This is a genomic window from Priestia sp. MDV22-iso46, from assembly GCF_058629175.1.
In genome coordinates, this window is the sequence record NZ_JBZVWT010000001.1 from 213506 (window position 1) to 227978 (window position 14473).

Annotated in this window: 15 protein-coding genes and 2 pseudogenes; 14 read left to right on the forward strand and 3 right to left on the reverse strand. The window is 35.9% G+C overall.

Translation table 11 applies throughout. From position 1 onward, the window contains the following. Window positions 1-19: 19 nt before the first annotated feature. The 13 genes and pseudogenes from AC4NPH_RS01120 (at window position 20) to imm48 (ending at window position 11137) form a co-directional block, all read left to right on the forward strand. Window positions 20-1348 carry a 6-phospho-beta-glucosidase gene (locus AC4NPH_RS01120; RefSeq protein WP_075421777.1) on the forward strand — a complete coding sequence of 443 codons (1329 nt, stop codon included), beginning with the start codon at window positions 20-22 and terminating at the stop codon, window positions 1346-1348. A 98-nt stretch (window positions 1349-1446) separates the two neighbouring features. Further along, window positions 1447-2349 carry a phosphotransferase gene (locus tag AC4NPH_RS01125; protein WP_491938534.1) on the forward strand — a complete coding sequence of 301 codons (903 nt, stop codon included), beginning with the start codon at window positions 1447-1449 and terminating at the stop codon, window positions 2347-2349. Window positions 2350-2434: 85 nt separating this feature from the next. Then, window positions 2435-4147, forward strand: a complete 1713-nt coding sequence (locus tag AC4NPH_RS01130) for a TcaA NTF2-like domain-containing protein (protein WP_491938535.1) — start codon at window positions 2435-2437, stop codon at window positions 4145-4147. A gap of 621 nt (window positions 4148-4768) precedes the next feature. After that, on the forward strand, window positions 4769-6898 hold the full coding sequence (locus AC4NPH_RS01135; RefSeq protein ID WP_098315004.1) for a T7SS effector LXG polymorphic toxin: 2130 nt from the start codon (window positions 4769-4771) through the stop codon (window positions 6896-6898). Between the two features lie 13 nt (window positions 6899-6911). After that, window positions 6912-7286: an immunity 22 family protein gene (locus tag AC4NPH_RS01140; protein ID WP_098315003.1), complete on the forward strand. Its 375-nt coding sequence runs from the start codon at window positions 6912-6914 to the stop codon at window positions 7284-7286. Window positions 7287-7413: 127 nt separating this feature from the next. After that, on the forward strand, window positions 7414-7608 hold the full coding sequence (locus tag AC4NPH_RS01145; RefSeq protein WP_098196607.1) for an ImmA/IrrE family metallo-endopeptidase: 195 nt from the start codon (window positions 7414-7416) through the stop codon (window positions 7606-7608). 78 nt (window positions 7609-7686) lie between these two features. Further along, window positions 7687-8229: an HNH endonuclease gene (locus tag AC4NPH_RS01150; RefSeq protein ID WP_098315002.1), complete on the forward strand. Its 543-nt coding sequence runs from the start codon at window positions 7687-7689 to the stop codon at window positions 8227-8229. A gap of 12 nt (window positions 8230-8241) precedes the next feature. Beyond that, a pseudogene (locus AC4NPH_RS01155) lies at window positions 8242-8709 on the forward strand (DUF6985 domain-containing protein). A gap of 133 nt (window positions 8710-8842) precedes the next feature. After that, window positions 8843-9394 (forward strand): SUKH-4 family immunity protein, encoded by a 552-nt coding sequence (locus AC4NPH_RS01160; RefSeq protein ID WP_098196604.1) that lies wholly within the window; start codon window positions 8843-8845, stop codon window positions 9392-9394. Between the two features lie 485 nt (window positions 9395-9879). Further along, window positions 9880-10218 carry a SecY-interacting protein Syd gene (locus tag AC4NPH_RS01165; protein ID WP_255286344.1) on the forward strand — a complete coding sequence of 113 codons (339 nt, stop codon included), beginning with the start codon at window positions 9880-9882 and terminating at the stop codon, window positions 10216-10218. 13 nt (window positions 10219-10231) lie between these two features. Continuing rightward, a complete protein-coding gene (locus tag AC4NPH_RS01170) occupies window positions 10232-10381 on the forward strand; it encodes a hypothetical protein (RefSeq protein WP_240530776.1) in 150 nt (49 codons plus the stop codon). A gap of 90 nt (window positions 10382-10471) precedes the next feature. Next, window positions 10472-10723, forward strand: a complete 252-nt coding sequence (locus tag AC4NPH_RS01175) for a hypothetical protein (RefSeq protein WP_240530775.1) — start codon at window positions 10472-10474, stop codon at window positions 10721-10723. 9 nt (window positions 10724-10732) lie between these two features. Next, on the forward strand, window positions 10733-11137 hold the full coding sequence (gene imm48 / locus AC4NPH_RS01180; RefSeq protein WP_491938536.1) for an Imm48 family immunity protein: 405 nt from the start codon (window positions 10733-10735) through the stop codon (window positions 11135-11137). A gap of 94 nt (window positions 11138-11231) precedes the next feature. Here the strand turns inward: imm48 and AC4NPH_RS01185 are convergent. Further along, window positions 11232-11467, reverse strand: a pseudogene (locus tag AC4NPH_RS01185) (IS3 family transposase); the annotation flags it as partial. A 231-nt stretch (window positions 11468-11698) separates the two neighbouring features. Here AC4NPH_RS01185 and AC4NPH_RS01190 point away from each other — a divergent pair. After that, complete coding sequence (locus tag AC4NPH_RS01190) at window positions 11699-12145, forward strand: SMI1/KNR4 family protein (RefSeq protein WP_098196601.1); 447 nt, start codon at window positions 11699-11701, stop codon at window positions 12143-12145. Window positions 12146-13129: 984 nt separating this feature from the next. On the opposite strand, the gene AC4NPH_RS01195 is transcribed toward AC4NPH_RS01190, so the two are convergent. Further along, window positions 13130-13267 (reverse strand): hypothetical protein, encoded by a 138-nt coding sequence (locus tag AC4NPH_RS01195; RefSeq protein ID WP_170959522.1) that lies wholly within the window; start codon window positions 13265-13267, stop codon window positions 13130-13132. A 196-nt stretch (window positions 13268-13463) separates the two neighbouring features. Further along, window positions 13464-14420, reverse strand: coding sequence for a sporulation hydrolase CotR (gene cotR, locus AC4NPH_RS01200; protein WP_098315000.1), 957 nt, complete (start codon window positions 14418-14420; stop codon window positions 13464-13466). Between the last annotated feature and the right edge of the window lie 53 nt (window positions 14421-14473).

A 14473-nucleotide genomic window follows, 5' to 3' on the forward strand; every position in this document is an offset into this window, starting at 1 on the left:
TTATAGCGGAGGGATTCAAATGGCAAAAGGAATTAAAATTGTAACCATTGGCGGAGGTTCAAGCTACACGCCGGAGCTTGTCGAAGGATTTATTAAGCGTTATGATGAGCTGCCTGTACGAGAGCTTTGGTTAGTAGATGTAGAAGAAGGGAAAGAAAAGCTAGAGATTGTCGGAAACCTGGCAAAAAGAATGGTTGAAAAAGCAGGAGTGCCAATTGATATTCATCTTACGTTAGATCGAAGAAAAGCGTTAAAAGATGCCGATTTTGTCACTACACAATTTCGTGTAGGATTGTTAGATGCCAGAATGAAAGATGAACGAATTCCGTTAAAATACGGCGTGATTGGGCAAGAAACAAATGGACCGGGCGGCTTATTTAAAGGGCTGCGCACAATTCCTGTGATTTTAAGTATTGTGAAAGATATAGAAGAACTATGTCCAAATGCGTGGCTTGTAAACTTTACGAATCCAGCTGGTATGGTAACAGAAGCCATTTTACGCTATAGCAATCATAAAAAAGTAGTGGGCTTATGCAACGTGCCAATCGGTATTCGCATGGGGATTGCTAAAGCGCTAGAAGTAGACGAAAGCCGCGTACAGGTGAGCTTTGCCGGATTAAATCATATGGTCTTTGGATTAGATGTTTTTTTAGACGGAGTGAGCGTAAAAGATCAAGTGATTGACGCTATGGCAGACCCGACGAATGCGATGTCTATGCGAAATATCAAAGGGGTTTCGTGGAATCCTGACTTTATTAAAGGCCTAGGGGTTATTCCATGCGGCTATCACCGCTATTACTATAAAACAAACGAGATGCTGCAAGAAGAACAAAATGCAGCTGAGCTCGAAGGCACACGAGCTGAAGTAGTACGTGCGTTAGAAAAAGACTTATTTGAGCTCTATAAAGATCCTAATCTTGCAATTAAACCGCCTCAGCTTCAAAAGCGAGGAGGCGCGTACTACAGCGATGCAGCCTGCAGCTTAATTTCATCTATTTATAATGATAAAGGCGATATTCAGCCTGTAAATACTATTAACAATGGTGCAATTGCCAGCATTCCAAATGATTCTGCTGTTGAAGTGAGCTGCGTGATTACAAAAGAAGGGCCAAAGCCAATTGCAGTTGGTGATTTACCTGTAGCAGTTCGAGGACTTGTGCAGCAAATCAAATCTTTTGAACGCGTCGCAGCCGAAGCAGCCGTTACGGGAGATTACAATACCGCGCTTGTTGCAATGACAATCAATCCATTAGTCCCGTCTGATACTATTGCCAAGCAGCTCTTGGACGAAATGCTAGACGCGCATAAATCTCATTTACCGCAGTTTTTTAACTCGGTGAATGTCTAATACGTATAGTGAAAAAACCTTTGACAATGAGTCAGAGGTTTTTTCATTTTTATAGTATACTTTACATACAAAATCAACATCAAAGAAAGGTGATCACAGTGCCAAATACATGGGATGCAGAACAAATTGTATCAGCACCGCTTGCCAAAACGCTAATCGAGACGCAGTTTCCAGACCTTGTGCCCGCTAAAATTTCACTGCTTGGCTACGGCTTTGACAATACGGTTTATCAAGTAAACGACCGCTTTGTTTTCAGGTTTCCTAGACGAGAACTCGCAGTAAGACTATTAAAAACAGAAAATCAGCTTTTACCAAGCCTTGCTTCTCAGCTGCCGCTATCCATTGCCGAACCAATTTTTTTCGGTAAGCCGAATGCAGGCTATCCTTGGCCGTTTACGGGCTATCACTACGTGCAAGGAACTTCGCCTGCAAGATTAACAGAAGAAGAACGTATACAATCCGCTTCTGTACTAGCAAGGTTTCTTCGTGCGCTACATCACTATCCTCATCTAAAAGCGCAAGAGCTTGGCGTGCCGTTTGATGAGCTAAATCGGCTTGATATGATGAAGCGAAAGCCTGTGCTAGAGAAATATGTTAAGCAAATGAAAGAGCGTAACCTTTATTCTAACCAAGGGGTTCTTGAAGACTATGTAAATGACATACAAGAAATTAAGTATCAAGAAAAACATGTACTAGTTCACGGAGATCTTCATATTAAAAACATGATTGTTGATCAAAACAATATGGTTTCAGGCATTATTGACTGGGGAGATGCTCATATAGGTCACCCAGCAGTTGACCTAGCGATTGCCTACAGCTTTTTACCTCCTAAAGGAAGAGCACGTTTTTTCAAAGAATACGGAGAAGTAGATGAAGAAACGCACAGGCTGGCAAAATGGAAAGCCGTATTTACAACCGTAGTGCTTGTGGCACATAGCTACGATCAAGGAGATAAACAAACGCTAGAAGCGACTCTAAAAAGCTTAAACCTCATTTTTTAAGAGTAATGAAACTGTAATAGAATTTCTGTTAAATTCCTGTATAGTTAAAAAAGGATAAAAATAAAAACAACAGGTGAAGCAAACAATGAATACAAGCCACTGGAATGAATCAGCAGCACATTTACTAGAAAGGTGGATACAGCTATATAAAGAAAAAACATTTCTTATTGAAGAAACGGAATCTTTAAACATGCTAAAAGAAGAAGTAGACGGGATGGATAAAGAAAAGTTTCTCTCCATAGTAGAACGTCAACTGCAGAAAGTGTATAACGAACTAGAAAAAGAACGTACAGAGTATAATATGAGCAACATTGAATATACAATGGTGACGTTTCTTTCAAACGATTATCCGGAGTACATAAACAAGCGTCAAAGCAATATGAAACAGCTCCAACAGTTAACAAGCATACATAAGAATGTGACAGAGCTTTTCGGAAAAGAACTTTCTTCCGAAGCGGATATGGTGGCATTTAGGAATGACTTTTTTCAACTAACAGAAAAACATGCTAACACGTCATTGCTAAAAGAAATCAAGGAAAGCTGGAATGCTTATTTGCCAGCATTCATTGACTTTCAAAACAAGCACGAACATGTAAAACAAGCGATAGCCACAGTACTTGAAGAAGCCAAGAGCTTAAAGCAAGAATGGCATCAGCTAAGCAAAAATAAATTGGTGACCAAACAAAAAGCGACCGCCTTTCGCACAAAGCAGCATGAGCTAAATGAAAGTATTCGAAAAGCCACGAATTTACAAAAACAATTACTCGAACTGCACTGGCCTGATGTTCGCAGCCAGTTTGATGCCCTGCAAGAAAAAATGAGCGGAAGTCTTTCTACCGTGCTGAAAGAAACGGAACGCAGTATGAAAGTCGTTAGCCAAAACGATGCAAATGAACACGCCAAGTTAAAGCAATCACTTACCGACCTAAATGGAGTCCACGAAGTTGACGTTCATCAAACGTGGTTAGCGGATTTTATCAAAAAATCACGACCATTTTTTAAAGAACTGAGTGAAGATATAAAGGATACTCGGTGTCAAGAGCTATGGAACCGAATTTACGGTATGTATAAAGGAATAGCAGTAAACGAGTTTATTGTTGCATATGAAGAATTTTTAGCACTTCAGCCGCTTGCCAGTGTAAAAAGTACAGAAATACCACAGCCATTAACTCGGTTAAAGCTAGATATAAACCCTGTTACACTGCCAGTCTACGCAGACTTTCCCGTGCTGAAAAAACAGCAAGCATCACGACGTACTTTTCCTATTTTAATAGGAAGCGCTATTGTTATGGTCTTATTCCTGACGATTGTATACATGAATCTTGACAATCAAACGGAAGAAACAGACGCAGACGTAAAAGCTACGGCCAACACCAAGCCGTTAAAAAATGAAGAACCTAAGCCAGCTGACGTAAGCAAAACAGAGCTTGAAAACTTTTTTATCTCCTATAAAGCCGCTTACTTTTCAAGTTTAAACAGCGGCGACTTTAGTTCGATGGCGCCCTATATTGACTCGGATCAGCCAGTGTATAAACAGCTAAAAAGCTATATCACATCACTTGCCGGCAAAAACGTATCGTTTGCTAACGATCAGTTTCTCGTGACAAAAACAGAATCACATGACGACGGAACCTACGACATTTATACAAACGAAGTATATACGTTCACCGACTCATATGATGCAAGCACGCAGTTTAAAAAAGAACGAATTTATCATGTTAAAGCTGCTGGTAAAGACAAACTTCAAATTACTAAAATTGATACATTAACAGATGAGCAGAAGCCGGTGGAAGAGTGAGTGGTTTCTGAGAGATTATGAATAACCGCTAGTTCCTTTTTGGGAGCTAGCGGTTATTGTGGTTGGGGAGGGAAGTGGTTTAGTTGAATTGCTTGAGCGTAGGATGACTGCTACGCTGCCAGCGTGGAAAATGAAATTTCCTGTAGTTTTCTACTATGTTCAGAAATACCTCTATATCAAGGATTCAAGGGGGTTTTTAAAATTTAAATGAACTATAGTTTCCCTTGATTTTCTATAGTGTATGACCAAAATATGACCAGAGTGTGACCAACATTTTTTTGGTGAATGTAGCTTTTCTTTTGTAGAATGATAGGACTTTGAGATGTGATAGTGTGCCGTAAGTTACCTTTCCACTTAGGTGGAATTACAAGAAAGCAATTAGGAATAATGTAGTCTGACCATGAAGCATAGTGTTTTTATACGTGATATAAACTAGAAATAAATATTTGTGCCTATGACTATTCCCTTTTATTTTGAATTTATATCCTTTTTAATGAATCAACTAGCTTATAAAAGTGATTATTATCCTATTTAGATAGTGTATTAGCAGTTTTATAATGGATAATAGAGGAAAAACTCAAACCAAAGATATATTAATCATAAAATAAAAGAGGGTATGTAATGGGAAAAGTATATGAAGCCAGTACGCTTTTAGCTTATGCAAAAGACAGAGTGGAGGCGTACAAAGCATTTGATGAACAGCTAGACGTATTAAAAAAAGCCCTTCATGCCGTGGCTACACTGGATCATGAATTTCAAGGGAAAGGTGCGGACAGCATAAAAGGCTTTTATACATCACAAGTAGATATGGTCACGCATTGGAAAAGCCTTGTATCTTCGCATCAATCCTATTTTAATAGTATTGCAGATTATGCGGAACAAGCTAAATTAAAAGGTGATACGGTTGTAGACGTATCATTTTTAGAGCAAGAGCTGGCTGTTGCTAATGATCGCTCTAAGCAAATGGTCGAACAGCAACATACTGACCTTGAAGCGATTTTAAGCAATATTGAAGATATTATACATATTACACCGTTTTCCACAGAGGCCTTTGAAAATGAGTTAAGAGCTGCTGAGAAAAAAAGAACAGAAACTGTTATCGCAGTAGAAGAACTAGATAATCAACTTTCAAGTGAATATGACATGTTAAATCCCTTCTACGAATCTGTGCAGTTTAATGTAAATGGTTTGGAACAGCTGACTTCTCAAGGCGGCAGCGCTTATCAGCTCAGTTTTGATGCCAAAGCTTACAACACACAACAGCAAATTGATAAAGTCGCTTCAGATTATGTAGAAGGAAAAGCTGAACAAAAACAAGAAATTAAAGAAAGAAAAGCAGCCATTGAGGCTGAGAGACAAAGACAAATCCAAGCCAATAAGCCATGGTACGAAAAAGGCCTGGATATTGCAGGAGAACTTACTGGATACTATGATTTTAAACGAGCCGTAGACGGAGTCGATCCGGTTACGCATAAGAAACTTTCTGCTACGCAAAGAGTGACGGCTGGAGCCATGGCGGCAGCTGGATTTATTCCATTCGTAGGGTGGGCAGGACGAGCTGTAAAAGGTGGCAACGTTGTCTATAAAACGGCAAAAGGCATGAGCGCTGCGCATCGTGCAATGGCTCTTTACCAAACACCTAAGGCGTTTAAAGGGCTTGAACAAACAGAAAAAGGATTGTATGGACTTGTCTTAACAAATGGCATGTATGAGTATACAATGGGGAAGGACTTACTAGGAAATAAGCTTACTAAAGAAGAGCAGCAGGCTAGTTTGTTTCAATCCTTTGGAATTGCGGCAGGCGGTTTACTTGCTTCAAAAGCATCCACTCAGCTTGTCGAAAAAGGTGCACAGGCAGTCACGAAAAAATTCAATGATATGCGCAACGTAGTTCGTACAAGTAAAGTGACTCAATATGGAAAAGACATTCAGCAGGCGATGCGAAAAATGCCAGCAGCTGGTATTGATAAAGCCAAAAAGATGTATGATGCGGTATTAGATGCGAAAGTACCGAGGTTCTTGCCGCAAGAAGTACCAGTTGGAATGAGTGTAGATTTTGCGAAGCAAACTGTACGGGATGTATTGAAGAGTACGGCTAAAGATACAATGCATTTTATAGGAAAAGAGTCCTTTGACGGAAAACATTGGCGTGATGGTAAGGGAAGGTTTATGAAGAATCCGACTCGTGTTAGTCAGATGGAAAAGAGGAATGTTGAATCTGTTAAGTCAGAGAAATTACTAGAAGTAAATTCAGTGGAAATTAACAATAATCTTCATCTAATTAAGAATATAGATGAGGCGGGGAAGATAAAAGAAATAACTAAATTAACTGCGGCAGATATCCCTACTGCCAAAAGTGGTAAATTTAATGATTTCTTCAATTCCCTTTCTAGTAAGGAATTGGACGAATTATGGGTGAATAAGCAGATTAGAAAGAAAATTGAACGGCAGCTTAGAGAGCCAGGTGGTTTACATGAATGGCATTTAGTGTCAAGGGCTCCACAATTCAAGGTTTGGAATGTTAGTGCTGAAAGAATTAAAGATTTAAGAACAGCAATAGCTGATGTTAAATTTGTAAATCCTAAGGGTATTCACGGAGGATTAGGCTCTACAAAAGCACATAACGAATTATTAGAAATTATTGATACTTCCAATGATTATAGTACCTTTATTAGAAGGCTTAATAATTGGTCTCACTATCGATTAGAAGGTGGTATTTCATCACTGCCGAAAGGATTAAGATTAAATTAGGAGTGGATTACTTATGGAAAAGCAAGGAATCGTTTCAATATGGTTAGGCAATATTAAGAACCAAAAGCAATTAGAAAAGTATGTAGATTTAACATATGATGAAGAGGGAGAGTCTGTACCTTCTAAATTTTTTGAGGACTTTAATATTGATATGGATGAAACAGATGAGGATTTTATTGAAAAAGCAGTATTAGAAGCAAAGAGTGATGAGATCTCTGTTTTGTTGGAAGGTTGTTCATATGAGGAAGTTATAATACCTATAATCAAGGAGAAAATTAAATTGAACAGCTCTTATAACACTGTTATCTTGATTTATAATTTTGAGTACAAGAGTTTAGTTAATTCTTCAGGAGATTTTGATTATATTACTTCTACTAGTTATGTATAAGAGTTTTTTTAATTAAATGTCAAAAATATATTGTTATTATATTAATCTAACGGCCTTGAATAGCTAGTTTGCTTTTCAAGGCTTTTATTTATTTAAACCTTTGGTTTATGGGGAAAATCATTGACTACTGCATTCAAACTACAACGAAAAAGATGTAGAGGATAAGAGCAAACACAAAAGAATAGAGCAAGAAGCTAATCGCTTTGCTTCCGCTTTTTTGATGCCAGAGTCTACTATAGTTCCTGAACTTGCTTCTGCTGGATTAGATTATCTTCTTCTTTTGAATCAGTCCAGGCCATTATATATAGAGCAGAGGAGCTAGGGATATATACTTCCGATTATGCTTTATACTTAAGACAACAAATCAGCAGAAAAAAATGGCGACTAAGAGAACCATTGGATGATACGATTCCTAACATATGAATCAAGACTCAAACAAACACCTGCAGAAACGAATTCAATTGTCGTTTTTGAAGGGGTTAGAGGTGAGTCTTTATGTACTCTAAAACCACCACCGGATCCCAAGTTACAGAAAATCCTAATGGAAGCTGGTATTAATGGAATTGAGTATAAAGGTGGAGTTCCTGATTTTTCACCTGTAGCAAAAGCGCAAATTGAGGTTGATTATATGTTAGGTGGAAAAGGGCTTAAAGGAAATGCTGCTAGAGGTTATAATTTTGAGCAAGCAAATGAAAGATTAGCAGATCAACTTAATAATTCACCAAAATTGGCACATCAATTTGGACTGGATTCTGGTGGAGTTACAGCAAAGGACATAGAAAAATACCGAGTGATAAACAAATTAACATGGCATGAGTTAAATGATGGAGTTACTATGCAACTTGTGCCAACAGAAATAAACGCCAAATTTGGACACCTTGGTGGAGTTGGTGAGATAAACGCGGGGGCTTTTGAACCTGGAGGGTTTGCAAATAAAGAATAAGGAGATTTGAACATGACAATAAATGATAAAATCTTTGGAGAACTTGATTATCAGTATAAATGGGTAGGATACAGAACTATAAAGTTTTTAGGAAAGGACACAGAGATAGCATTATTGGTAGGAGGTACAGAAGATGGAGAATTTGATGAAGGGCAATACGTGGCATACAACTTATTAATGGATAATTGGGAACAAATCCAACATAGCATATTACAACCAATCTTAGATTATTATAAACAAAAAAGGCATGAACTAGGCTATGATGATGCCGTTAACGAAGACTATCCATTAATTGAAAAAGTTGATTAATTAATAGAACATATCACATTAGTAGGTATTTCTGTTCCGTATGATTTCCTTCGCGATGGGCGTGATATAGGAGTATCATTTGACTGTTCGTGGGATGAAGAAAATGGTTTAGGGGTTCGTCTCATAAATGAAAAAGTAGATGAAGTAGGCTATCAAGAAGTTGCAATTTAAGTAGAATTATTCGCAAGAAATATGTATAAAAGAGTGCAAATGATTGCTTTATTTTGGGGATTAATAAAAAAACAGCAGAGGGAGGTACTAGAAATCTCTGCTGTTTTTTATAATAATTCAGGAAGGTGAGAAAATGATTTTACCAGAAGAGTTTAATAAGAAATGGAATGTTGAAAAAGACGGGCCCCTAATAAAATTTGAATATGATGCTTTAGTAAACACAGGTTTTTCTGATGAAGTAAAACAGTTTTTATCTATAGGAGGTTTACCTGAAACTCCCGCACCGTATCTGGATTTCACTTCCTCACAAGGGGTATTAAATTCTATTACAAGTATATTCAGTATGCCAGAAGAGTTTCAAAACTATTGGTTTTTAGGGTCAACTGGTTCTGGTGATCCAATATGTATAATAAAAGAAACAGAAAATGTGGTGTTTCTTAATAATGGTAATGACTATAAAGAAGTATTTATTAATTCTTCCATAAATCAATTTGCCGAATGTTTATTAGTATATTCAAGAATGATTGATAAGGCAATTCAAATAAATGGTGAAGATGCTTTTATCGATAACGATATACCAGAATCCGTAATTAATTGGTTAAAAGAACAATTAAATAAAATTGACCCTAAATGTATGGGAAACGGGTATTTTTGGCCTATTGAAGTTGAGAATTTTTATGAATAAATCATGCTAAAAAACTTCATATAGAAAAACGGTAAAGTATGTAGCTGGATGATTTAATACATTAAAAGGTTTATATTTTAAACTTTTTATAATTAAGGAAATACTTTTGGATTTTGTGCAAAAACATCACTTGAATTTCACGAGTGATGTTTTTTGTTTTAGAGAAATGGTTATTACAACTGAAAATTAGCAATAGTCGTTTTAGATTCGTTACATCTATGTAGTGTAAAGGGTTAAGAAAAAAGGAAATTAAAGTGATGGAAAGATTAATGAAGGAGACTTAAGAAAGTAAAAGGTGCAATGACGAATTATTTTGAGAGATTACTATATTATTGTAATGACAAATATAATGGAGTCCCAAAAGCTCCGTGGGATGGAGACATAAATCTGGTACTATATTTAAGTGAGCCTGACGAACAAGAGTATATTTTTGGAAGCCAATAGAAAAAAGAGGTGTTGAAGACTTTGACACAATTGAAACTGAAATTAAAATACGCTTGCATGAAACAATCAAAGAATATTTCAATAGTTATTTATTTTTAAGCTTAGAGGGTTTTTATCATTCAAATTATATATACCTTGAACCTGTTGAGCCAGATAAAGATTTATTGACTTATTTTAAAAACTTGAAGAGCTATGAAGAAAGCCGAGGCAATGAATTCAGATATATACAGATAGGTTTTATTTCTCCAGATGAGAGGGCAATTAACGTAGATAACGAGACAGAAAAAGTTTATATAGAGGATTACGAGACGAATGAATTGAATTTAGCGGCACATTCTCTTCAAGAATTAATAGAAGAAATAAAATTGAAGAATAAATAGAGGAGAAAACTATATGGAACTAAATAATGCCGTAGTTGAAGCAATAACATCTAATAATTGGCTAGAATACTGTGGAGTTGAAACTAATCTTCCAAAAGGAAGTAATTATTCTTATTTATCAAATAAAAAAGTAGTTAATAAGAATGTAAAAGGAATGAAATAGGGAAATATTTGTCTTGAAGAGAGAAATAATTTAACGGGTTATTTAGCCAAGAATAAACCGGAGCTGTATAATAAAAATTGGAATGTATTAGTGAGAGAAGTTAAAACAGAGGTATTACCTAGAGTTGTTGATAAAATCGAAAGCCAAGTAAGCATATTAGGGTTATCAAGTGATATAGTGAATTCTGTTAAATTTGATATTATCAACATCATTATGGTGCTTACATATGAGAAATATTATAATTCAGATTTTTACACCAGTATGTTAGACATCTATTTAAGTGGTCATATTCCTTGTGGATGGGACGGAGATTATCCAAATGGAAAAATATTAGTATATTAGGAGGGAAAAATGGAGCGTAATTTAGCATATTATAGCGAGATGAAAAAGGTGGTTAATCTTTTTTTAGAAATATGCCAATTAACCCCGGAAAATTTAGATGAACAAGAAAAACAAGTTGTATCGACATTTTGTTTTGGTATGATAAACTGCTATTCTCTTAAAGAGAAAAAAGATGCTGTACAGATTCAGGGAGCTACCATAAATATACTTATAGAAGTATTTTCTTATTCTCCCTCAGCTAGTGCAGAGTTTTTTGATTTTTTAATTGAGTGTACAGATAAGTTGTTTCATCCTACTATGAATGCTATTATTCATAGGGGAATTCAGGCATATCATCAGTATAAAGAGAATAGGAATCAAGAATTAAAAGAAAACATTCATAATATAATAGATATAATTAAAAGTGGTTCCTAAAGAACTTTTATCCATTAAATATTAGTAAGCTATAATCTGAAAAGAGCCTTAAGTTTTGAAGTGATCCCATAAAGTTAGACAGGTTATTTTGGCAGGCAACTTGCAGGGCATGAGTTCGGTATTGGACTGGACTCATGCCTTTTAATTTTGTTTTGATCCCTCTATGCTTATAGTAAATACACTTCTTCAATTCCTTTTTAAAATGTTCAACACTTTCAAATTGCTTAAAAGGTTCAGACTTCATAATTCCAAAGAAGATTCGACTATACCATTGTCATAACAACTCCATTTTCGTGACATACTCTGTGTAATTCCTTGTTGATTTAGGGAATAGGGGATTTCTTTATTACTATATTATTAAATACGAAAGTGCTGAGGCTGTTACCGTAAGAAACACTAGTTGGGTTAAGTGTAGATTTTGATCAGCGGTTCATGATACATTGATAAATATGTTTAAGAATATAATACACTTTATTGGATAATCTACTGCACTATATAGAGGTCTCAAAAGTAAGTTATAGCGAACTTATTGTAGAGGATTTTAATGAGGAGAGAAATAATTTGAACCAAAAAGAAATGAGTGAATTTATTCAATTCAATTCTAAGATTAATGATTTTACTGGAGGAGTCTCAGACGAAATTATTAAAGAAGTTGAAAAAGCACTTAAAGTGAAATTTCCGGATAGTTATATCTGGTTTCTTGAAAATTATGGTTCTGGAGGGCTATTTGGAGTAGATATACTTGGCTGTGGGAAATCCGCAACTCCATCTGTAATAACAAACACTGAAAGATTTCGGAATATTGGATTGCCAACTCAATACGTAGTTGTTGAAAACTGTGAAGAGTTTGTATATTGTTTAGATACTGGAAACCTAGTTGACGCTGAATGTGTAGTTGTGTCGTGGGACAGAATTGATGGATATAGTGGCAAAAGAGCAGATAACTTTTATGAGTTTTTAACAAATAGACTTCTTGATGCGAAAGAAAACTGGGACGAAGACTTTTAAAATTAATCTATATGGTTGTTAAGTTATTTAACCTTGATTGGCTCTATAGATTTCAAGGTTTTTTATTATGTTCAAATGTATAGGGATGTCTGAAACTTTAAAACCTATGGTATAAACAAGATGAGCACTTCAAAAAGTTATTATGTTAATTATTGGAAATAACCAAGAGGAAAGTTTTGTTACGCTGAACAAGAGCGAATGGAAGAAGATTTTCGGAAATACTTTGAAAAGAACGTATCTATTCTTAAAAAAGATAGTAAGCCATATACATTGAAAGAATACAGAGAACTACTGGAAATTGAAGGGTAGATAAATTTTTAAAGAAACCGGATGATACAGTTCCTTGTGTTTGCTCGTTTTCTTAAATTTTAGACGGCTCAAGAGATATTGAGTCGTCTTTTTTAATTACTTGAGCATTTAAAAGATTTTAAGAGTGTGTAGGATAATGATACGATTAAGTTCCTAAGGTTTTAATTGGATTTTATTATGATATATATAACAACCAAAAGGGGGAATCTATATACAGTTGAACGATTCTTGATGCCCAGGATAAAAAGGATTACAGAATTAATTAAAAATATTTCTTATTAAAAATGCATTTTTTATAAAAAGTTTACTTTTATCTTAAGATCAATTAAAGTTATTATTTAACATAAAACCACCGTAAAGGTGGTTTTTATAATGATGATTTTTTGAAAATGTAGTTCTATAATTCTAGCAATCAAGTAACATTTATTCCATCCCTTTTTATGAGAATGCGCTTCCCTAATCTCAGACAATCTTTTCATCAGGCCTTCATACTCATCTCTTTCCCTTTCAGTAATATTATCTCCTTTAAATCTTTTGTGGTAGACTTTGTTAAACCAATAAATAAATTCACTCTGCTTGTTTTCTATTAGCCACTTTATTATGGGATCAGAAGATGTAGTCTCTCTAGCTGGAACTCTGTCTTCTAATTTTTTAATCTAGACTTTAGACTCATCCTTACCGCTCCTCAAACCTCTTTTCAATTACCTTAATAAGCGCATCTAATTCCCCAGCCTCAGTAGCTTTTATATTAATATTTGACAAAGTAGCTATTACTTTAGCTCTTTCAATAGTAGAAGGTTCTTCTTGAAGCAATTCATTTATTATCCTTGCTAATAATCTTCTTAAATCTTGGAGTTTTTTAGCTGGATATTTTCTTTTGTAACATCCATTTTATTTTTTTCGTTTATAGAAACATAGTGAGATTGCCCTCTATAAAATCTAAGTTGCTAGTAAAAAGCCCAAGTGCTTGCAATAAAAACGAAAAACTGGAATTAATAGGACAATTGTATTAACACCAGTTTTTCTCGATAAATTGAAATACAGGTCGTAAATTAGTTTTGTTAGCAATTGAAATGAGAGCGGGCACCACCGAAGGATCTGTTTTAGAAAAATTAGGAATCCGCGGATTTAACCTAAAAAACTGATTGCCTAAAAGCTCAGAGCTGACCATAGATTCGTAGTAGCTTGATCCACCAGAGATAATCTGAAGAAACGGCAGCAACGGCTCATTAGGAGACCGGTCTAAAAGTACCCCCCAATTTGGCGGAAGATCCTCCATATCTTCAGGTCGTATGTTATCGGCACTAACCATTCCCCATCCCTTCGTATCTTTTCTTAATTGAGTTGGCTGCTCACCTGTTCCGATGGATAATACGGCAATTTGATCCAACGGCTGCTTTGCTTTCCCTACTGCAAACGCGATACTAGCTGTACTGGTGTTAGTTGCTACCGTATACCCATCCACGTAGTTTTGATAAGCTCTTTGCGTCGCGGGTGCAGCGCTGCTCCTAAGTATTACGTCACTCGCTTTTTCATTAAGATAAGGAGAACCTGGAAAGTTGTGAAATAACACAGGATTCCAACGATTCAGCTCCGGTGAAAATAAGTGAAAGGATGGCACAACAATTCGTTTCTTTAAGTCTCTAAGGCGAAGGTCTCGGGGGAAAAACGTTCGTATGGCTTTAATAAAACCAGAATAGGGTAGTTGTTGGTTAAAAACAGGTCCGCCCGGTCGGGAAACGCTGAACGCCGGTAAGATGTGATCTTTGAAAAACTGAAACGTCTCTTCTGGTGATCTTCCGCTTGCAAGTGCAAGAGCAGTGAATGAACCAATTGAATTTCCTGAAAAAACATTGGTTTCACTAATTAACTTGGGGTTTTGATGAGCCAATCTATTCAAAAGCTGTAAACTTAAAGCACCTAAAGTACCGCCTCCATCAAAGGTCATAATCCGATATTTTGTCAAAGGTGATTTCTCCTTTCGAATCCCATCAGAGTTATCATTCTGTATATGTTTAT